The organism is Pararhizobium sp. (assembly GCF_965279435.1).
In the GTDB taxonomy this organism is placed as follows: domain Bacteria; phylum Pseudomonadota; class Alphaproteobacteria; order Rhizobiales; family Rhizobiaceae; genus Pararhizobium.
On record NZ_CBDIHY010000003.1, the window covers coordinates 1151193 to 1172814 of the forward strand.

At 60.3% G+C, this 21622-nt stretch carries 11 protein-coding genes; 2 read left to right on the forward strand and 9 right to left on the reverse strand.

Going from position 1 to position 21622, the window contains the following annotated elements:
* Window positions 1–23: 23 nt before the first annotated feature.
* The 5 genes from trmD to ffh form a co-directional block, all read right to left on the reverse strand.
* Window positions 24–704, reverse strand: a complete 681-nt coding sequence (gene trmD, locus ACQY8Q_RS11155) for a tRNA (guanosine(37)-N1)-methyltransferase TrmD (RefSeq protein ID WP_428426638.1) — start codon at window positions 702–704, stop codon at window positions 24–26.
* A 3-nt stretch (window positions 705–707) separates the two neighbouring features.
* Complete coding sequence (gene rimM / locus ACQY8Q_RS11160) at window positions 708–1271, reverse strand: ribosome maturation factor RimM (RefSeq protein WP_428426639.1); 564 nt, start codon at window positions 1269–1271, stop codon at window positions 708–710.
* Between the two features lie 92 nt (window positions 1272–1363).
* On the reverse strand, window positions 1364–1726 hold the full coding sequence (rpsP, locus tag ACQY8Q_RS11165) for a 30S ribosomal protein S16 (RefSeq protein ID WP_113247035.1): 363 nt from the start codon (window positions 1724–1726) through the stop codon (window positions 1364–1366).
* Between the two features lie 64 nt (window positions 1727–1790).
* Window positions 1791–2093, reverse strand: a complete 303-nt coding sequence (locus tag ACQY8Q_RS11170) for a chorismate mutase (RefSeq protein WP_037097220.1) — start codon at window positions 2091–2093, stop codon at window positions 1791–1793.
* 13 nt (window positions 2094–2106) lie between these two features.
* Window positions 2107–3669 (reverse strand): signal recognition particle protein, encoded by a 1563-nt coding sequence (gene ffh, locus ACQY8Q_RS11175; protein ID WP_428426640.1) that lies wholly within the window; start codon window positions 3667–3669, stop codon window positions 2107–2109.
* A 324-nt stretch (window positions 3670–3993) separates the two neighbouring features.
* Between ffh and ACQY8Q_RS11180 the strand changes: the two genes are divergently transcribed.
* Window positions 3994–5010 (forward strand): MBL fold metallo-hydrolase, encoded by a 1017-nt coding sequence (locus ACQY8Q_RS11180; RefSeq protein ID WP_428426641.1) that lies wholly within the window; start codon window positions 3994–3996, stop codon window positions 5008–5010.
* A gap of 99 nt (window positions 5011–5109) precedes the next feature.
* Here ACQY8Q_RS11180 and pyc read toward each other — a convergent pair whose 3' ends face one another.
* Entirely contained in the window at window positions 5110–8568 is a 3459-nt protein-coding gene (gene pyc / locus ACQY8Q_RS11185) for a pyruvate carboxylase (protein WP_428426642.1), read from the reverse strand.
* 115 nt (window positions 8569–8683) lie between these two features.
* The gene (locus tag ACQY8Q_RS11190) at window positions 8684–9424 is read right to left on the reverse strand and encodes a LuxR family transcriptional regulator (RefSeq protein ID WP_428426643.1); all 741 of its coding nucleotides are present in this window, start codon (window positions 9422–9424) and stop codon (window positions 8684–8686) included.
* A gap of 459 nt (window positions 9425–9883) precedes the next feature.
* On the opposite strand from ACQY8Q_RS11190, the gene ACQY8Q_RS11195 reads away from it, so the two are divergent.
* Entirely contained in the window at window positions 9884–11641 is a 1758-nt protein-coding gene (locus tag ACQY8Q_RS11195) for a glucan ABC transporter ATP-binding protein/ permease (RefSeq protein ID WP_428426644.1), read from the forward strand.
* A gap of 49 nt (window positions 11642–11690) precedes the next feature.
* Here ACQY8Q_RS11195 and ACQY8Q_RS11200 read toward each other — a convergent pair whose 3' ends face one another.
* Window positions 11691–12851, reverse strand: coding sequence for an OpgC family protein (locus ACQY8Q_RS11200; RefSeq protein WP_428426645.1), 1161 nt, complete (start codon window positions 12849–12851; stop codon window positions 11691–11693).
* 130 nt (window positions 12852–12981) lie between these two features.
* Window positions 12982–21471 (reverse strand): GH36-type glycosyl hydrolase domain-containing protein, encoded by an 8490-nt coding sequence (locus tag ACQY8Q_RS11205; RefSeq protein ID WP_428426646.1) that lies wholly within the window; start codon window positions 21469–21471, stop codon window positions 12982–12984.
* Window positions 21472–21622 lie beyond the last annotated feature (151 nt).

Sequence of the window (21622 nt, forward strand, 5' to 3'; positions counted from 1 at the left end):
TAGGATGCGGCTCAGAGCATGACTTATTTCTTCAAAAGGTCCGGTCTGCGTTCAACTGTCAGCCGCTTTGCCTCCGCCTCACGCCATTTGGCGATGTCGCCGTGATGGCCGGAGGTCAGCACGGCCGGGATTTCCCGTCCTTCGAACACCGGCGGCCGCGTATAGTGCGGATGCTCAAGCAGTCCGCCTTCGAAACTTTCATGCACGCCGGAAAGATCATTGCCCATGACCCCGGGCAGGATGCGCACGATAGCGTCGAGCAGGATCAGCGCCGCAGGCTCCCCGCCGGAGAGAATATAATCGCCGATCGAAACCTCTTCGAGCCTCCGCCCGTCGATCACCCGCTGGTCGACACCTTCGAACCGTCCGCAGACGATGATTGCGCCCGGACCATCAGCCAGTTCGCGCACCCGCTCCTGCGTCAACGGTTTGCCGCGGGGGCTCATCAATAGGCGTGGACGATCGTCGCCATCAGACGCATGGTCGATGGCCTTGGCCAGAATATCGGCCCGCAGCACCATGCCGGCTCCGCCGCCGGCTGGGGTATCATCGACGGTGCGGTGCTTGTCCTCGGCAAAGTCGCGGATCTGCAGCGTATCGATCGCCCACTGGCCACGCTCCAGTGCCTTGCCGGACAGCGAATGGCCGAGATGCCCCGGAAACATGTCCGGATAGAGCGTCAGGATGGTGGCGCGGAAGGGCAAGGATTACTTCGCCTTCGGCTTGAACTGGCTGGTCGGGTCCTCATCCTTGTCGTCGGTCAAACCAGCGGCGAGCGGATCGACCAGCATGGTGCCGGCTTCCAGATCGATTTCCAGCACCGACCATTCGGTAAACGGAATCAGCACCGGCCGCTTGCCGGGACCTTTCAGCTCGAGCAGATCGCCCGCACCAAAATCGAATACACCGGTGACGGTGCCATAGCTCTTGCCGCCAGCGTCGAGCGCTTCAAGGCCTTCGAGATCGGCATAGAAAAATTCATCTTCGTCGAGATCGTCATCCGGCAGGTTGTCACGCTCGACATAAAGTTCCAGCCCGTTCAACGCTTCGGCGGCATTGCGGTCGTTGACGCCGCGAAACCGCACGACGACGACGTTCTTCATCTCGCGCACTTCCAGAACCTCGAACGTGCGTCCGTCCTCGGCATGCAAATGGCCGTAATCGCCGATCGCGGTCGGTTCCTCGGCAAAGGATTTGACGCGAACTTCGCCGCGCAACCCTTGCGCGCCGCCGATCGTCCCCATCAGGACAGGGTTTTTGAGTTTGCTCATTGCCGGGTCACTCTCCAGATCATGCCACTCGCATAAACGAAAACGGGCGGCATGAAAACGCCGCCCGCTTCAAAAATAGGCTATTGCCTGGCTTATTCGGCAGCAGCAGCGGCTGCGTCTTCAGCCTTCTGCTTGGCTTCGGCGATACGCTCGACAGCCTTCTTGCCCGGCAGGCCCTTGGTCGGGTTGACACGTGCTTCGCGGGTTGCAACGCCGGCTTCGTTGAGGAAGCGCAAGACGCGGTCTGTCGGCAGCGCGCCATTCGACATCCAATACTGGATACGCTCGAGGTTCAGTTCAACGCGCTTTGCGTCTTCCTTCTTGAGCATCGGGTTCCACGAGCCGACCTTTTCCAGGAAACGGCCGTCGCGCGGCGAACGCACGTCAGCGATAACGATCTGGTAGAACGGGCGCTTCTTGGAACCACCGCGGGCGAGACGAATTTTCAGTGCCATGTTTTGTACTCCTTGAGATATCAAACCGTCTGGGACGGTGTTTTTGTGTATGCGTTAAAGCTGATCAATCCTTGAGATCGGCAGCAATGGCTTCATGATGCCGGATGACTTCGTGGATGATGAAGTTCAGGAACTTCTCCGCGAAATCCGGATCCAGATTGGCATCCCGCGCCAGATGGCGAAGGCGTTCGATCTGGTATTCCTCGCGCGCCGGGTCCGCCGGCGGCAAATTGTATTTGGCTTTCAGCACGCCCACTGCCTTGGTGCAGCGGAAGCGCTCGGCCAGCATGTGCACGAGCGCCGCGTCGATATTGTCGATCGACTGGCGATAGCCCGAAAGTTCCTGTTTGACTGCTGGATCAATCATACCCGTCCAGTCCTCACTTCTTCTTCGGCAGGCCGGGAAGCCCCGGGAATCCGCCACCGAGACCAGGCAGCTTCAGGCCGCCACCGCCCAAACCGGGCAAACCGCCGCCCATACCCTTGCCGAGGCCAGCGGCCTCAGCCTGCTTCTGCAGGGCTTCGAGCTGCTTGGGGTCCATCTTCGACAGATCAGGCATGCCGCCCATTCCGCCGCCCATGCCACCAAGGCCCATCTTGCCAGCAAGGCCGCCCATCATCTGCTTCATCATGCCGCCCTTGCCCTTGCCGCCCATCATTTTCATCATGTCGGCCATGGAACGGTGCATTTTCAGAAGCTTGTTGATTTCGGCCGCATCGGTACCGGAACCGGCCGCGATGCGCTTCTTGCGGGAATGCTTGAGAATATCCGGGTTGGCGCGCTCGGCCTTGGTCATCGACGAAATGATCGCCATCTGGCGGCCGAACATCTTGTCGTCGAGACCAGCCGAAGCCATCTTGTCCTTCATGCCGGCCATGCCGGGCATCATCCCCATGATGCCGCCCATGCCGCCCATCTTCTGCATCTGACCGAGTTGATCGGCGAGATCGTTGAGATCGAACTTGCCGGTCTTCATCTTGGCGGCCATGGCCGCTGCCTTTTCGGCATCGATGTTTTCGGCAGCCTTCTCAACCAGCGAAACAATATCGCCCATTCCGAGGATACGGTCGGCGACGCGGCGCGGGTGGAACTCTTCCAGCTCCGCCATCTTTTCGCCGACACCGATCAGCTTGATCGGCTTGCCGGTGACAGCGCGCATCGAAAGCGCTGCACCGCCGCGGCCATCGCCGTCCATACGGGTCAGGACGAGGCCGGTAATGCCGACGCGCTCATCGAAATTTCGGGCAAGGTTGACGGCGTCCTGACCGGTCAGCGCATCGGCGACGAGCAGGATTTCATGCGGATTGGAACGGCGCTTGATCTCGGCCATCTCGAGCATCAGCGGCTCGTCGATATGGGTGCGGCCGGCTGTGTCGAGAATGACGATGTCATGGCCGCCGAGCTTGGCAGCCTGGACTGCGCGCGCGGCGATATCGGTCGGCGACTGGCCGGCAATGATCGCCAGCGTATCGACGCCGGCCTGGACACCGAGCTGGCGCAACTGCTCCTGCGCTGCCGGACGGCGCGTGTCGAGCGACGCCATCAGGACCTTCTTCTTGTCCCGCGTCTTCAAACGAAGGGCGATCTTGCCCGTCGTCGTGGTCTTGCCCGAGCCCTGCAGGCCGACCATCATGATGACGACGGGGGCTGCGGCATTCAGATCGATCGGCACGCCTTCGGAGCCAAGCATATTGATCAGCTCGTCATGGACGATCTTGACGACCATCTGGCCAGGCTTGATCGACTTCAGGATTTCGGCGCCGACGGCCTTTTCACGCACCTTGTCGGTGAAAGAACGCACGACTTCGAGCGCGACGTCGGCTTCCAGGAGCGCACGGCGAACCTCGCGCAGGGCGGCAGCCACATCGGCTTCCGACAGCGCGCCACGGCCGGTCAATCCATTCAGGATTGACCCAAGGCGGTCCTGGAGACTTTCAAACATTGCTTCATCCTTGTCGTTTCATGGCGTCTGGTTTTACCCGGATGCCCGAAACGTTGTGCTTTTCCTTGACGAAAACAAGACGCAAAGCCAAAAAGCACCCGAGGGCGCAGCGCGCTGTCGGGTGTTGACCTCCGGGATCTCCGCAATGGGTCCGGGTCGGTGGCTACAAGTCTTGTTCTTGTCGCAGATTGCGGGCGGTAAACACGATATGGGCGGGAAAGTCAAGGATAGCGGCGGATTTTGCCGGATTGCCGGCCGGAAGCCCTTCCAAAAAGCACCAGATGATCCCAGATCATACGAACGCCCCCCACCGATCGGTTCCCCATGCCCCAGACGCCGCCCCGAAAGCCCCGCAATCCGTATTATACCGGCCCCATCTCCGATCACTTCGACGGCACCGTCTTCTTCAATCCCGAAGGCGAAGCGCCGCTTGGCTTTCGTGAGTTCATGCGCTGGCAGTTCGGCGGCGGCCGCATCGGTTGGCCAAAGAGTGCCCCAAGCCCGTTCCCGCCGGCAAAGCCCGATGACCACGTCGATGGCGACGGGTTGCGTATCACGATGGTTGGCCATGCCACGCTGCTGATCCAGGTCGCCGGGCTCAATATCCTCACCGATCCCGTCTGGTCACTGCGCACCAGCCCGTTTTCCTTCATTGGCCCCAAGCGCGTGGTCGCGCCGGGAATAGCCTTCGACGATCTGCCGCCGATCGATATCGTGCTGGTCACCCACAACCACTACGACCATCTCGATCTCGCCACGCTGAAGCGGCTTCACGAGGAACATGGTCCCCACATCATCACCCCGCTCGGCAACGATACGATCATCCACCGCGCCCTCCCCGACGCAAAAATCTCCGACATGGATTGGGGTGAGAAGATCTCCTTCTGGGACGATATCACTATCGATTGCGAACCGTGCCATCACTGGTCGGCCCGCAACGCCCGCGATCGCCGCATGGCACTCTGGGCAGCCTTCGTGATCTCGACGCCAGCGGGAAAGATCTACCATATCGGCGACACCGGCTTCCACGATGGCATCAACTACAAGGCGGCCGCAGCAAAACACGGCGCTTTCCGCCTCGCCAACCTGCCGATTGGCGCCTACGAGCCGCGCTGGTTCATGAAGGCCCAGCACCAGAATCCGCAGGAAGCCGTTGAGGGCCTGCAGCTCTGCAATGCATCCTATGCCGCCGGCCACCATTTCGGCACGGTGCAGCTAACCGATGAGGCGATCGAAGCACCGGTTCGGGCGCTGGAGGTTGCCTTGAAGGATCAGGGAGTTACGCCGGAGCGGTTTCGCGCATTGCGGGCGGGCGAGGTATTCGACGTGCCGGTTGGCTGATGTGGGTCACGTTAAGAGGCGGCCTATGTAGTGGCAGCGCAAAGGTTTGCGCGCACGAGGCGGCCAGCTTTGTAGCTGACCGCCTCGCCCAAGAGCTTATCAAGCCTCGTAGACGATCAGCAGATCCTTGGTGTCGATCTGGTCGCCGGTTTTCACCAGGACTTCGGCAATCTTGCCGTCCTTTTCCGCGTGCAGCGCCGTTTCCATCTTCATCGCTTCGATCGAGAGCAGCACGTCGCCGGACTTTACCGTCTGGCCGGCTGATACCGTGACCGTCGAGATGACGCCGGGCATCGGGGCGCCGAGATGGGCGGCATTGCCGAGATCGGCCTTGCGGCGGGCGGTGCTGGAGGCCGCACGATTACGATCCGGAACCTTGATCAGGCGCGGCTGGCCGTTGATCTCGAAGAACACCTTGACCATCGCCTGTTCGTCCGGCTCGCTCATGGCCTGATGCTGAACCACCAGCGAGACGCCTTTTTCGAGCTCCGGCAACAGTTCCTCACCGGCCGAAAGCCCGTAGAAATAGGCAGGCGTCGGCAGCACGCTGACGGGACCGTATGTATCGGCGGCCAGCGCGTAGTCGGTGAAGACCTTCGGATACATCAGATACGAGGCGAACTCGTAGTCGCTGACGGCGCGTTCGATCTTCTCCTCGATCACCTTGCGCTCGGCATCGAGGTCGGCGTCGGCAAGCAGCGAACCCGGACGTTCCGTGTAGGCCTTTTCGCCTTTCAGCGCCTTCTCCTGCAGTGCCTTCGGCCATCCGCCCGGAGGCTGGCCTAGATCGCCCTTCAGCATCGATACGACCGATTCCGGGAAGGAGACATCCTTGGCCGGGTTTTTGACATCGGCAACCGTCAGGTCCTGGGAGACCATCATCAGCGCCATGTCGCCGACCACCTTGGACGACGGCGTCACCTTGACGATATCGCCGAACATCTGGTTGGCATCGGCATAGGCCTGCGCCACCTGGTGCCAGCGGGTCTCGAGGCCGAGAGACCGGGCCTGTTCCTTGAGGTTGGTGAACTGGCCGCCCGGCATTTCATGCAGGTAGACTTCGGATGCCGGTCCCTTGAGATCGCTTTCGAAGGCAGCGTACTGGTTGCGCACGGCTTCCCAGTAGAACGAGATACGGCGGATCCATTCAGGATCGAGGCCCGGATCGCGTTCCGAACCGCGCAAGGCTTCGACGATCGAACCGAGGCAGGGCTGCGACGTGTTGCCGGAAAATGCGTCCATCGCCGCATCGATGACATCGACGCCGGCATCGACAGCAGCAAGAACGGTCGCCGCAGAGATGCCCGACGTATCATGTGTGTGGAAATGGATTGGCAGATCGGTTGCCTCGCGCAGAGCCTTGAACAGCACCGTTGCCGCAGCCGGCTTCAACAGACCGGCCATATCCTTCAGCGCGATCATGTGGGCACCGGCGCGCTCCAGTTCGGCAGCCAGCGCGGTATAGTATTTCAGGTCGTATTTCGGACGGGCGGAGTTGAGGATATCGCCGGTATAGCAGATCGCCGCTTCGCAGATCTTGTTCTCTTCGGCTACCGCGTCCATCGAGACCCGCATGTTGTCGACCCAGTTGAGGCAATCGAACACGCGGAAGACGTCGATGCCGCCCTTGGCCGCCTGGCGGACGAAGTATTTGACGACATTGTCGGGATAGTTCTTGTAGCCGACGCCATTGGCGCCGCGCAGAAGCATCTGCAGCAGCAGGTTCGGCGCATCTTCGCGCACCTTGGCGAGGCGCTCCCACGGGTCTTCGGTGAGGAAGCGCATCGACACGTCGAATGTCGCACCACCCCAGCATTCGAGCGAAAACAGGTTCGGCAGGGCGCGGGCGTAGGTTCCGGCGATGCGGGCGATATCATAGGTGCGCACGCGCGTGGCAAGCAGCGACTGATGGCCGTCGCGCATAGTCGTGTCGGTCAGAAGCACCCGCTTTTCGGCGCGTACCCATTCGGCAAACTTCTTCGGGCCGAGCGCATCGAGTTTCTGTTTGGTACCATCAACGATCTCGCGCTGCAGACGCGGAATGACCGGTTTTGCGGCATCGGCGCTCGGCTTCGGGCGGCCCTTCGCTTCCGGATGGCCGTTGACGGTGACGTCGGCGAGATAGGTGAGCAGCTTGGTGGCGCGGTCCTGGCGCTTGACCTGCTGGAACAGTTCCGGCGTCGTATCGATGAACCGGGTCGTATAGGTGTTATCCTTGAATTTCGGATGGGTGATGATCGCTTCAAGGAAGGTCAGGTTGGTGGCGACGCCGCGGATACGGAACTCTCGCAGCGCGCGGTCCATGCGGGCGATGGTCTCCTGCGGGCTCGGCGACCAGGCCGTAACCTTGACCAGCAGCGGATCGTAGTAGCGGGTGATGACCGCGCCCGGATAGGCCGTGCCGCCATCCAGGCGGATACCGAAGCCCGATGCCGAACGATAGCCGGTGATACGGCCATAATCGGGAATGAAGTTGTGCTCCGGATCTTCCGTGGTGATGCGGCACTGCAGCGCATGGCCGTTGAGCCGGATATCTTCCTGCCTGGGCACCCCCGATTCCGGCGTGCCGATGGCAAAGCCGTCGAGAATATGGATCTGCGCCTTGACGATGTCGATACCGGTGACGACTTCGGTGACCGTGTGCTCGACCTGGATACGCGGATTGACTTCGATGAAGTAGAACTTGCCCGAGTCCATATCCATCAGATATTCGACGGTGCCTGCACCGATATAGTTCGTCGCCCTGGCAATGCTCGTCGAATAGTTGGCAAGCTCCTGGCGCTGGTCTTCCGTCAGATACGGTGCCGGGGCACGCTCCACGACTTTCTGGTTGCGGCGCTGCACTGAACAGTCGCGCTCGAACAGGTGCACGACATTGCCATGGGTATCGCCGAGAACCTGGCTTTCAACGTGACGGGCGCGCTCGACCAGTTTTTCGAGATAGACTTCATCCTTGCCGAAGGCGGCCATCGCCTCGCGCTTGGCTTCCGTCACTTCACGCGCCAGATCCTTCGGGTCGCGGATCGCCCGCATACCGCGGCCGCCGCCGCCCCACGAGGCCTTGAGCATGATCGGATAGCCGATCTCCTCGGCCATCTTTGCCACCACAGCCATGTCGTCCGGAAGCGGTTCGGTTGCCGGAACGACGGGAACGCCGATTTCGATAGCCAAATTGCGGGCAGCAACCTTATTGCCAAGCCGGCGCATCGTATCACCGGTCGGCCCGATAAAGATGATACCGGCAGCCTTGCAGGCATCGACGAATTCCGGGCTTTCAGACAGAAGGCCGTAACCGGGATGGATGGCGTCGGCGCCCGAGAGCTTGGCGACCCGGATGACTTCCTCGATCGACAGATAGCTTTCGATCGGCCCGAGGTCGCGAGCCAGATGCGGCCCACGCCCGACCTGATAGCTCTCATCCGCCTTGAACCGGTGGAGCGCCAGCTTGTCCTCTTCCGCCCATATCGCAACCGTTTTTATTCCCAGTTCGTTTGCAGCGCGAAAGACGCGAATGGCAATTTCAGACCGGTTGGCGACAAGGATTTTGGAAATGGGCAAGTCGGACTCCTCAAGACTTGAAACACGGTAATGCTGCACCGCGAAAAGAATTATTAGCGTTTCATGACTTGAAGTTCAATTTCAGAGTGACGCCGGGCAAAGATTCATTTTCCCATCAGGAAATCAGCCCCAGACGGAAGGACAGAGCCACGGCGTGATGGCGATTTTTCGCGTTCAGTTTGTCCTGGATACCATTCATGTACCAATCGACGGTGTGGGTGGAGATTTCGAGAATCTTGCTGATCTCATTGGAGGTCATGCCATCTGCAAGGTAATGCAGGGCTTCCATCTCGCGGCGGGTCATCTGCACGTCGACATTGGAAACCATGTCGGCAAGCACGGTCGGATCGGAAAGCTCCAGAAGGCGCCAGAACAACTTCTTGGCAATGCCGTCGAAGAGGCTCATTTCGACAGAGCTGAGATCAACGACACGCCCACCCAGGGTCATATTGCCAAGCAGCCCGCGCCGTCCGTGGATAGGGAAAATATAACCGTCATGGAGGCCATGCCCGCGCGCATCGACCATCATGCGTTCCATACGCTTGCGATGCGGATCGGATCGGAAGGCGACCAGCGTATCGCGCCAGCGGAAGCCACGTTGCGCGTGACCAAGATAACGGATGGTCGGATCGATGATGACGTATTTTTTCTTGATATAGATCTGCGGCCAGCCGTCCGGCCACCGCCCGGCAAGCAGAAGGCTCAGCGGATTTTCGTCGGGCTTCGGCTGGCGGACAATCCCGTAAAAGTCGAAACCGTAGCGGTCCAGAAGCCGTTCAAATTCCTGAACGATCTCGTCCCTGCTTCGCATCTCGTCAATCAGTGCCAAAAATTGCACCAGCAAAGTAATATTCATAAACACCCCTTCAAAAAATTGCTTTCAGTCTCCGACCGCGCCCATTGCGGCGCAACATGAATGTGCCGTTCAGCACCCATTCATGTTGCAATCGCGATAATCGCTGCATCAGTCGTGAAACCACCTAACACCGCATCATCTACGAACTGCAAGGCGCGAAAAATAGCAAGCTATGAATGGTCAACTTACGGTGTCTGGAATTTCCAATCACCCCGCCGGTTTATCATAATCAGGTTTGTGCGGCGAAGTTAAAAAGATGGTGTTCCGCGTCTGTGGTTCAAGAGAATTACGATGGAGGGAAGAAGACGCTCAGTTTTGGAATTTTCATTCCATCAACCAAAGATGAGAGAATGAATACTTTCCACTCGGTTCTTTTCTTCCCGGACCATTCCCCGCGATGCAAATGCTCAGTTGCTTTTTCATTGCACCGCAAACCAACTGCCCAAGAGGGATAAGACAGTGTCATTGTTCCAGGTCTATGTAAGAGCGCTTCAGTATCTTGCGGTCCATAAGCTCCGTGTTTCCGCCATCGTTGTCGCCAACGTGGTCTTGGCTGTCATCACGATTGCCGAGCCCATTCTGTTCGGCCGCATCATCGACGCGATCACCACCAAACAGACCGTTACGCCCCTTTTGTTGATGTGGGCCGGCCTTGGTGTCTTCAATACGGTCGCCTTCGTTCTGGTTGCCCGTGAGGCAGACCGGCTGGCGCATACGCGCCGTTCGACGCTGATCACCGAAGCCTTCGGCCGTATCATCTCGATGCCCCTGTCCTGGCACACCCAGCGCGGCACCTCCAATGCGCTGCACACCCTGCTGCGCGCTTGTGAAACGCTGTTTGGCCTCTGGCTCGAATTCATGCGCCAGCATCTGGCAACCGCCGTTGCGCTGACGCTGCTGATCCCGACAGCCTTTGCCATGGACGTTCGCCTGTCGCTCGTTCTCGTCGTCCTCGGCGTGCTCTATGTCGTTGTCGGCAAGTTCGTCATGACCCGCACCAAGGAAGGCCAAGCTTCGGTCGAAGACCATTACCACACAGTTTTCTCGCACGTCTCCGACTCGATCAGCAACGTTTCGGTCGTTCACAGCTACAACCGCATCGAGGCTGAAACCCGCGAACTGAAGAACTTTACCCAGAAGCTGATCTCTGCCCAGCTGCCGGTCCTTGACTGGTGGGCGCTGGCCAGCGCGCTGAACCGCATGGCCTCGACCATCTCGATGATGGCTATCCTCGTCATCGGCACCGTACTGGTACAGAGGGGCGAACTTGGTATCGGCGACGTCATTGCCTTCATCGGCTTTGCCGGCCTGCTGATCGGCCGCCTCGACCAGATGAAAGCCTTTGTGACGCAGATTTTCGAAGCCCGCGCCAAGCTTGAAGACTTCTTCGTGCTGGAAGACTCGGTCCGTGAACGTGAAGAGCCTGCCGATGCCGGCGAGTTGAACAATGTACGCGGCGAAGTCGAATTCCGCGACGTATCCTTCAACTTTGCCAATTCGACCGAAGGTATGCGCAACGTGTCGTTCACCGCCAAGGCCGGCCAGACGATTGCCATCGTCGGCCCGACCGGTGCTGGCAAGACGACGCTGGTCAACCTCCTGCAGCGCGTCCATGAGCCGGCTGGTGGCCAGATCCTTGTCGATGGCGTCGATATCTCGACCGTCACCCGCAAGTCGCTGCGCCGCTCGATCGCTACCGTGTTCCAGGATGCGGGCCTGCTCAACCGGTCGATCTGCGAGAACATCCGCCTCGGCCGTGAAGATGCATCGCTGGACGAAGTCATGGCCGCTGCCGAAGCTGCCGCTGCTGCCGACTTCATCGAAGGCCGCCAGGGTGGCTACGATACCCGCGTTGGCGAACGTGGCAACCGGTTGTCCGGTGGCGAACGCCAGCGTATCGCCATTGCCCGGGCGATCCTGAAGAATGCTCCGATCCTCGTGCTTGACGAAGCGACCAGTGCGCTCGACGTGGAAACCGAGAACCGGGTGAAGGCTGCGATCGACAATCTACGCAAGGATCGCACCACCTTCATTATCGCCCACCGCCTGTCGACGGTACGTGAGGCCGATCTGGTGATCTTCATGGATCACGGCCGGATCGTCGAGATGGGTGGCTTCAACGAGCTGAGCCAGAGCAACGGCCGGTTTGCCTCGCTCCTGCGCGCAAGCGGCATCCTGACGGACGAAGACGTCCGCATGAGCCACGCCGCAGCCTGATAGCAGACCAACCAAACGAACGAGAAAAGGCCCCGCTCCGGGGCCTTTTTTATGCCTTCGCCGGAGCGGACCGGGAGAGGCCGCTGACCCAGTCGAGGTAACGGGCATAGGCGAAGTGCAGACCGATGCCGGCAAGTACAAACAGCGAACCCCAGAGCGGATCGCGACCCGTCACGAACAGCAGCACCTGCCCGACCATCGCCAGGATCGTGCCGAAGATGAACACCGGTAGCGAATGCCGGCCGATCAGAACAAGCGGGTGATCGATGCGCAGGCGTGTGATGCGGCTGAACATCGGAAAGACAGTCAACAGGTAACCGAGCGCCAGAACATGCAGCAAGCGCGTCAGCGAGAGGAAGGTCTTGTCGAAACCCGTCAGGACCGACGGCAGCCCATAGGAGAAGTCGAGGTTCCACCACGACAGAAGCACCCAGAACAATGACAGCGTCACATAGCCAGCCGATATCGCTACAAGTGCCGGATGACGCGCGATCGGCTTTCCGGCGCGCGACCGAATCATACAGATCATCCCGATAACGAACAGGAATTGCCAGGACCACGGATTGAGGAACCAGTAGCCCTCATCGAGGAAGTTGATCGGCACAATGGTGAAGATGCCGGCAGCAAGCCACAGTGCCGCCGATGCCATGAACAGCAGGAAGGGACTGCGCCCGTGCAGCCAGAGCATTCCGGGTAACAGCAGAAAGACGACGGCATACATCGACAGGATGTTGTTGTAACCCAGCTGGTGCCCGAGCAGAACCATGGCGACAAAACCCTGTTCGGTACGATCGACCAGCGGGCGGATATTGATCTCGCTGATCAGGTCCTGGCGGCCGAAATAGAGTGCCCCACCGGCAAAGATCGCCAGCGTGATGATACTGGTCATGATGTGGGCGATGTAGAGGGTGAACGCTCGCCGCCAGATTTTCAGGCTGAGCGCCAGGCGGTTGCCGATCGTGAACTTCCCTCCATAGGCAAGACCCGCCGATAGACCCGAGATCAGCACGAACGCCTCGGCCGAGTCCGAGAAGCCAAAATTCTTGGTGGTCAGGTATTCGAGATATTGTCCCGGCACGTGATTGACGAAGATCGTCAGCAAACAGAGCGCCCGAAAGACGTCGAGGCGGGTGTCACGCTGGGCGGGTACAGTCTGGGTCTCTCCCATCTGCCCATCACCGGGAGACTGGAGTTGCAGTTTTTGAAGCATTCAGAATGGTCTCGTCCGGGTTCAGTGCCCCTGCCCCCATTGACGCGATATGGATGCCGCCGATCAAAACAAAACCGGCTTTGCGCCTTTGGGTGCAAAGCCGGTTTCATTCGTGATCAGTCGCCGGCAGTTATAGCAAAACGCCTTCATGCGCGTTTTTTGTGACAGTATTATTGACGCTGACGATCGGCTCGCCGTTTTCCGCGTTTTTTGTCACGGAAATGACGTGTGCCTTGCCGTCGATGGTCAACGTGGCCGAGAACCCATCCCAGTCCTTCGGCAGGACCGGCTGGACGATCAGTTTGTCTCCCTGCCGGCGGATACCGAGAATACCCTCGACCGCAGCACGGTAAAGCCAGGCCGCAGACCCGGTGTACCAGGTCCAGCCGCCACGTCCTGTCAGGGTGCCGTCGCCGTAGATATCGGCGGCGACCACATAGGGCTCGACCCGGTAGTGATCGGCACTTTCGCGGTCCTTGGAATGATTGACCGGATTGAGCATCTCGAAGGCACGCCAGGCGTCTTCCGTGCGGTTTTGTGCCGCCAGCGCCAGCACCACCCAGGTTGCCGCGTGGGTATACTGTCCGCCATTTTCGCGAACACCGGGCGGATAGGCCTTGATATAGCCCGGGTCCTGCGCGGTGCCCGATAGCGGCGGGGTGAACAGGCGGATGATCTGGTGATCGCCGTCAGCCAGTTCCGCCAGCACCGCATCCATGGCCTCGGCCGAACGGGCAGCGTCACCTTCGCCGGAAAGCACGCTCCACGACTGGGCAATCGAATCGATCCGGCACTCGCTGCTTTCGGCAGAACCCAGCGGCGTGCCGTCGTCATAGTAGCCGCGGCGATAGTGATTGCCATCCCAGCCGGCTGTTTCGAGCGCCTTCTTCAGGCTGACAAGATGTGCCTCCCAGACGGAAACCCGCTTGGTATCGCCACGTTCACGCGCAATGACGAGGAAGGAGCGCAGCGTCGATGCGAGGAACCAGCCGAGCCAGACGCTGGTACCGCGCCCTTCGATACCGACACGGTTCATGCCGTCGTTCCAGTCGCCGCCGAGGATCAGCGGCAGGTCGTTTTCGCCCTTGCGGGCAATTGCGAGGTCAAGTGCGATGGCGCAATGCTCATAGAGGCTGGCACGATGCTCCGACACGGTTGGCTGGTAGAAGCTGTCGTGCTGGCCGGGCTCGAGAGCAGCCCCTTCGATGAAGGCGATCTGCTCGTCGAGAATGTCCTTGTTTCCAGTGACCGAACAATAGTGCTGGACGGCATGACCTAGCCAGACGACGTCATCGGAAATCAGCGTGCGAACGCCAGCGCCAGTATTCGGCAACCACCAATGCAGCACGTCGCCCTCGATAAACTGCCGTGCGGCAGCATTGAGGATCTGCGACCAGGCAAGCTCCGGACGGTGCACGATGAAGGCAAGCGTATCCTGCAACTGGTCACGGAAGCCGAAGGCGCCGCTGGCCTGATAGAAGGCCGAGCGTGCCAATATCCGGCAGCCAAGGCTCTGATAGGGGAGCCAGGCATTGACCATGTTATCGAACGCCTTGTCGGGCGTTTCGATCTGCAGCACACCGGTAAAGTCCTGCCAGTAGCTGTTGGAGGCTTCGAGAACCGTTTCGAACGTACTCTTGCGAGCCTCCGCCAGATGCTCGAGCGCCTGTCCGGCATTGTCGGAATCGCCGATATAGAAAGTCAGTTCACGGGCAGCACCCGGCTCCAGCGTCACATCGACAACAATCGCGGCACAAGGGTCGCCATCGGCCTCAATCGCTCCCGACAATACGCCGCCATCAAGCACAGCCTGTGGTGCGTAGATGCTGCCTCCTTGGCCGAGGAACTCGCGGCGGCTGGAGGTGAACCCCGACGGCATGTCGCTGGCCGCAAGGAAGGCGGTACGGCCGGAATAGTCGATGCTGTATGGATTGGTCGCCAGCACCGCACCGCTCGCTTCATCCTGATGCGACAGGATGAACGGCGCCGTCTTTGCCCGGTTGTTGCCGAGCACCCATTCCGCATAGCCGTAGATTTTCAGGCTACGGGCTTCGCTGGTGGTGTTGTTCAACCGCAGCCGCAGATACTTGACCGGCGCAGTGCGATGTACCGCCTGGCCAACTTCGATCTCCAGCCCGTCCTGAACACTCTGGAAGACGGAATAACCGAGGCCATGCCGCGTTTCGAACTGGACCGACTTGCGGCGGGACAGGGCAGCATAGGGCGACAGGACGGCACCGCTGTCCATGTCGCGGATGAAGATGGCTTCACCGGGACGGTTGATGACCGGATCGTTGGTCCAGGGTGTCAGCTGATAGTCGCGAGAATTGCGGCCCCAGGTGAAGGCGGCGCCTTCCGCGGCAACGTGGAAACCAAAAGCCTCATTGGAAATCACGTTGATCCAGGGCTGCGGCGTCGCTTCGCCGCCGCGCAGGCGGGTGACATATTCACGGCCATCGGCGGAGAAGCCACCATAGCCGTTCCAGAAGTCCAGCCCATCGCCGTTGATCTCGACAGTCTTGGCGCCGCTATCTTCAGGGATGACCGCCAGCAATGGAGCTGCGGGAATGTCTTCCTTGGGTGACGGTTTCGCCAAAAGATTTTCGGCGCGCGAAATCTGGTCCGAGATCTTGCCATTGCGGGCATGAAACACGGCACGCGACGCCGACAAAAGCGCCGACCAGGTCTGCGGCTCCATGATATCGCGGCGAACTGCAAAGATATGCTGGCGCGGGCCGTCTGACAGACCCCGCAGGCGCAGGTTTTCCGCCATCGCATCCAGCGTGTGCTGCATGTCCTGTGCATAGGACGAGGCACGCTCGTTGATAATCACCAGATCGGCGGTGACGCCACGCGAGCGCAGGTATTCCTGCGCCCTCAAGGCTTCCCGCGCGATGCCGAGATCGATGTCGTCATTGATGCGGACGGCGAAGATCGGGAAATCGCCCGAGATCGACAGCGGCCAGAGCGCCGATTGCGGCGCAAGACCGGCCTGCACCGTGGCAGTATCGGCGCGCAGCTGCATGTCGGGATAGACAAGGTAGCGGCCAAGCATCTGGAAGCTTGCGGCTTCCTGCGAGGTCACGCCGACATGGCGCATCTGTACCTGCGAACGGGTCCAGGCGTGGATGAGCTCATGGTTGAAACTGTCGGGATGGCGATAGCGATCGACAGCCTTGTCGATATCCTGACGGTTTGGCGCAGCAATGGTCCAGAAGATCACGCTGACCTTCTTGCCCGCCGGAACGCGCACGACACGGCGCAGCGACACAATCGGGTCGAGCGTATAGCCGTCCGAGCCGGAAAGCTTGGCATCGGTATCGAAGGCCTGCGCTTCGGCAAGCGTACGGCCCGTGCCGATGAAGCGGCGGCGGTCCGTCTCCGCCTCGGTATGGCGGGTGCTGGCGGCATTATCGACGATCAGATGCGCAACCTGCATATCCGGTTCGCCGGGGCTGCGCTTGTTGCGCGTGACGCGGATGACGTCGCCCTTCGGATCGACTTCCGTCTTCAGGAACATCTTGGCAAACAGAGGGTGGGCGCTGTCGGTATCATCCGTGGTCAAAACCGGTTCGGCGTAGGATGTCACTTCGATGAAGCGATCCTCGGCGCCGGTGTTGAGCAGGATCACCCGGCGGCCTTCGGCATCGTGCTCGGTGGCAACGATGCATTCGACTTCGCTGGTGAGATCCCCGACGGTCTTGATGAACTCGGCCTTGTCGTCGCCGAAGCGGGTCGTGGTTTTTTCACCTTCGGCACGGCGCGGTTCCGCTGTCGCCGACCACCAGTCGCCTGTGGTCGTGTCGCGCAGGAAGATGAACGTGCCGGAGCGGTCCTCGGTCGGATCGGCCTTCCAGCGGGCAACGGTCTGGCCATTCCAGCGGGAATAGCCCGAACCGGTCGCCGTCAGCATCACCGCATAGTGGCCGTTCGACAGGAACACCGTCTCGCGGTCCTTGGCCAGCGGGTTGGTGATGACGCGAACTTCGGGACGCAGCAGATCTTCCTGGCCCTTGCCGAGCGATTCCGGTTCCTTCTTGGTGTTGATGATCGGGATGTCGCGCGGTGCCTTTTCCTGCAGCAGCAGTTCGGCGGCTTCGATGACCGGGTCGGCGTGGAACCATTCGCGCAGACGTCCATTGAAGACGACGTTGGCGACGGCCGCGATCGACATGCCATGATGGTGTGCATAGTAGTTGCGCACAACGGCGCAGGTCTTGCCCTCCGGCACGCGAGTCGGGGTGAAGTCGACGGCATCATGGAAGCCATAGACGCCGAGCGCGCCTAGACCACGCAGACGCTCCAGATTGGCGATGGCCGCCTTCGGATCGTACATGCTGGCGAGGATCGAAGCGTAGGGGGCGATGACGGCGTTCTGGCCGAGACCGCGCTTCAGGCCCAGCGTCGGAACCCCGAAGTTGGTGTACTGATAGGTCAGTTCATGGTCGCGCGCATTGAAAGCCGCTTCCGAAATCCCCCACGGCGTGCCGAGGCGGCGGCCGTGGTTCATCTGCTCCTGAACGATCAGGTTGTTGGTCTGATTGAGAATACCGCCCTGACGCTCCTGCATGACCAGTGGCGGCATCAGGTATTCGAACATCGAACCGGACCAGGAGATCAGCGCGCCACGCGCACCGATCGGCACGATCGGACGGCCAAGCTTGTACCAGTGCTCGGTCGGCAGGTCGCCCTTGGCGATGGCAAACAGGCTGGTGAGACGGGCTTCGGATGCCAGAAGGTCGTAGCAGGCTTCGTCCAGTTCGTTGGCGTTGACACGATAGCCGATCGACAACAGGCGCCGTTCCGGACGGAACAGGAAGCTGAAATCCATCGTAAACGCGATATCGCGGGCCCGGTCGCGGATGACGATCAGGCGCTGGCGCAACGTTTCGATAGCGCCGAGATCAAAGACGCCGTCGGCAATGTGCGCTTCACAGGTGTTGACGAGCATGGTTGCCCATTTCGTCACTTCGCCGCTCTGCGCGCTCTTCACCTCATGATCGAGATTGACGGTCAGCTTGTGAATGTCGCGCGCCAAAACGGCGAGGTTGATCACCCGGATGGAGGCGAATTCATGCTCACGCTTGACGGCAGCAAGCGCGTTCTGGAAGCCGGTGATCCGCTCTTCCATCAGGCGGCGCAGCGGCCGCACGGTCTTACGGTCATCCGGCAGATCGGCCAGAATTTCCGACAGGATCGAGGCCACGTCGCCGATACCGTCCAGATTTCCCTGCACATGCGCGGATGGGGCTTCAGCCCAGTCACGGCACATCGAGGATACTGCGATCAGGTGGCCGGCAAGATTGCCGCTATCGACGGCGGAGACGTATTTCGGCTCCATCGTTTCCAGCGTATCGGTCTTGTACCAGTTGAACAGATGGCCGCGATATTTCGGCATGCGGTCGACCGTGGCGACCGTTTCTTCCAGCCGGCGGATGGTTTCCTCAAAGCCGATCCAGCCGAAATCACGGGCGGACATGACCGAGAGGAGATAGACGCCGATATTCGTCGGCGAGGTGCGCTCGGCGAGGATCGGATGCGGAATTTCCTGAAAGTTGTCCGGCGGCAGGAAATGCTGCTCGGCGGTGACGAACTGTTCGAAATAGAGCCAGGTCCGCCGCGCGATCTTGCGCAATTCCTCGACGACCTCATCCGGCACGACCAGCTGGTCTTCGGTTTCGGCCGACTGGCTGACAAACCAGGCGATGGCTGGTGACAGGGCCCAGAGCAGGGCGAACGGAATACCGATGAAGGGAAGACCGGTATCGGAAATTGCCGCCAGCAGCAGCGAAATGACCGACAGGACCGGTGCGATCCACATTGACCGGTAATAATCGAGAATGCTGCCACCGGCCGAACTTTGGACCTGTGCGGCCGTGCGCCATTCCAGCATCAGCTTGCCGCTGACGAAGGTCCGGTAGATCGAACGCACGATCGCGTCTATCATCATCGCAGCCGAATGGGCGATGAAGACGATACGCAAGGCGACCTGCGCGTTGGCGGCCTGGATTTCAGAGAGAACGGCGTGCAGATGGGCGCGCGCGACGATATCGTTGCGGCGGGGCATGATGCCGGAAATCAGCGACAGGGTGGGGGCAACGAACAGGCTGAAGATCAGCACAAACTGCCAGACCAGCGCCTGCGTCGGCTCCATGTAATACCAACCCATGACCGAGGCGATCAGCCAGGCACAGGGGATCAGCGAACGGCGCAGGTTATCGTACATCTTCCAGCGGCCGAGCATGCTGACGCCGTTGGACAGATTGAACATATACGGCAGGAGCTGCCAGTCGCCACGTGCCCAGCGATGCTGGCGCGACATCTCGACCTCGTAGCGGATCGGGAAATCCTCGACCAGCTCGACATCGCTGACCAGCGCGCAATGCGCCAGCGAACCTTCAAGCAGATCGTGGCTGAGAACCGCATTCTCCTCGATCTTGCCCTTCAGCGCTGCCTCGAAGGCATCGACGTGATAGAGGCCCTTGCCGGTAAACGTGCCTTCGCCGGCGACGTCCTGATAGACGTCGGACACCGTGAAGACATAGGGGTCGATACCACGGTTAACCGAGAAGATGCGCTGGAATGCCGACGCATCGCTGCCGGTTGTCAACGACGGGGTGACGCGCGGCTGCAGGATGCCGTAACCGGCCGTGACCTTCTGGGTGACCGGATCGACGACCGGGCGATTAATCGGGTGATAGAGCTTGCCGACCAGCTTGGTCACCGCATCGCGCATCAGGCGCGTGTCGGAATCGAGCGTCATGACATACTGAACGTTTTCAGGGACGGTGTTGGCGCCGGCAAGGAAGCTGGTGTCGCTGTCACCGCGCAGAAGCAGGTTCAGCTCGTGCAGTTTGCCACGCTTGCGCTCCCAGCCCATCCAAGCGCCTTCAGCCTCGTTGTAGAGACGGCGACGATGCAGCAGGTAGAAGCGGGTGCGGCCGTCATGGGCGTAGCGGGCGCTCAGCGTTTCGATCTCGGCCTTGGCATATTCCAGCACATCGATATCGGCAGCTGTTTCCTCTTCAGCGCTATCGACCCAGTCGCTGACCAGCGCGAAATAGATTTCGCCCTTGGGGTTGGCGAGGTAGTGAACTTCGAGATTGCGCACCAGCTCATCGACATGATCGCGCTTGGCGATCAGACAGGGGACGACCACGAGGGTTCGCGCATCCTCCGGAATCCCTTCAAGGAATTCGTATCCGACCAGCCGCGATGGCGTGACGAAGAGCGTGACCAGCGTGTTGAAGAGACCGGCCGCACCTTCTGAAGCCGGCAGCGCAAACAGCAAAAGCATGATCAGCTTGGCGCCGGTCGGGATTTCCATCGGACTGACGAAGACATAAACCGCGATCATCGCCAGAATGGTCAGGAAGATATTCGGTCCGGCAATGGCAAACCAGTCCAGCTTCCGGCCGAGCCGGATGATGGTCTGGAGGATGGACGGACGATAGCCGATCTTCTCCTCCAATAGCCGGCGCTGCTTGCCGACGAGGAAACCGCCGACATTCGGCTCGTGTGGCATATCGATGGTGCTAGCATCGGCCTTGACCATGGCAAGGGCGATCTTGGTGACTTCAAGCTCGGAGCTACCGGAACGGCGCGCCAAGCGTTCGATGGTGTTGCGGTACTTGTTTCGTGACCCGAAATCGAGGGAGGAGTAGTCCGAGCCCTCACGAAGAGCGTCATCGAGCTTGCTGACGCTTTCGAACCAGACGGCCCAGTCGTTGTCGTCGATTTCACGCAGGCTGCGGACGATATTGCTCATTGTCGCATTGCCCGACGACAGCCGGTTCTGCTCGGCAACCAGAGCTTCCTCGACGTCGCTGCCGCGCTTTTCCAGCTGTTCTTCCAGCCAGGTAATGACAAAGCCGGAGGTCTGCGATCCGTCCCGCAGCCGGTAGAGCAGCTGGGCGGCGAAGGTATTATCCGCACAGAGCTGCTCGGCTTCCGCCAGCACCGACTTGAATTTCTCGGGCGTGCCCAGACGGACGATCTGGTCGGCGACGTCATTTGCCTTGTTGCGCATATTGCGCGACCGGTCGACGCGAATGGCGATGCGCCGCAGATTTTCGATCAGCACGAACCGGACGATGGACGGCAGCGCCCACAATTCGCCGATCTTGAAGGTCTCATGCTCCTGGAAGCCGGCGACCATCGCCGTCAGGCTTTCGCGTGAAACAGTGCTGTGGGTGTGGGCGATATAGAGCCAGGCAAGCGCCATGGTGCGCGGGATGGTCGTCCCCGCCACGGACAGGGTGGGCAGCTGACGATAGAATTTCCGCGGAAAATCGCGCCGCACTTCCTGGATCGATTCCTCGACCAGATAGTGATTGTCGAGCAGCCATTCGGCGGCAGGCGTGATCGAAGCACCAGCCTCGACATCGGTCGCCGTTACCTTGTAGACGCGGAAAATCTCGTCTTCGTTCTCGCGATGGCGGGGACGGAACTCGAAGGGAAAGAACCCTGGAAGGGACGAAACGCTGTCGCGGGCGAGCGCTGCACCGCATTCATGAAGCTCGTCGATGGTGAAATAGGTCGAGCGGATCGAATCGTTGTAATCGATCGGCTCGATCTCGGCTTCGCGTTGCGGCGTGGACGGCGTGTTATGAAGGGGCATGGGTACGGGTTCTGGATCCAGGCGGTGTTGAAGGGTCCGGTGGTCGTGCCGGATGGGCGGCTGCCCTGATTTTTGGTTCTGCGCTTCCACGATCCTAGCTGTCCGTCTGCGCTCTGCCGAAAGCCATCATGTCTCTCGCAAACGGGAAACC

Bases quoted from the DNA above. Each gene is read 5' to 3' on its own strand.
- ACQY8Q_RS11170 (WP_037097220.1), bottom strand. From the start codon at position 2,093: ATGATTGATCCAGCAGTCAAACAGGAACTTTCGGGCTATCGCCAGTCG.
- ACQY8Q_RS11205 (WP_428426646.1), bottom strand. From the start codon at position 21,471: ATGCCCCTTCATAACACGCCGTCCACGCCGCAACGCGAAGCCGAGATC.
- ACQY8Q_RS11190 (WP_428426643.1), bottom strand. From the start codon at position 9,424: ATGAATATTACTTTGCTGGTGCAATTTTTGGCACTGATTGACGAGATG.
- rimM (WP_428426639.1), bottom strand. From the start codon at position 1,271: ATGAGCAAACTCAAAAACCCTGTCCTGATGGGGACGATCGGCGGCGCG.
- ACQY8Q_RS11200 (WP_428426645.1), bottom strand. From the start codon at position 12,851: ATGCTTCAAAAACTGCAACTCCAGTCTCCCGGTGATGGGCAGATGGGA.
- ACQY8Q_RS11180 (WP_428426641.1), top strand. From the start codon at position 3,994: ATGCCCCAGACGCCGCCCCGAAAGCCCCGCAATCCGTATTATACCGGC.
- ffh (WP_428426640.1), bottom strand. From the start codon at position 3,669: ATGTTTGAAAGTCTCCAGGACCGCCTTGGGTCAATCCTGAATGGATTG.
- rpsP (WP_113247035.1), bottom strand. From the start codon at position 1,726: ATGGCACTGAAAATTCGTCTCGCCCGCGGTGGTTCCAAGAAGCGCCCG.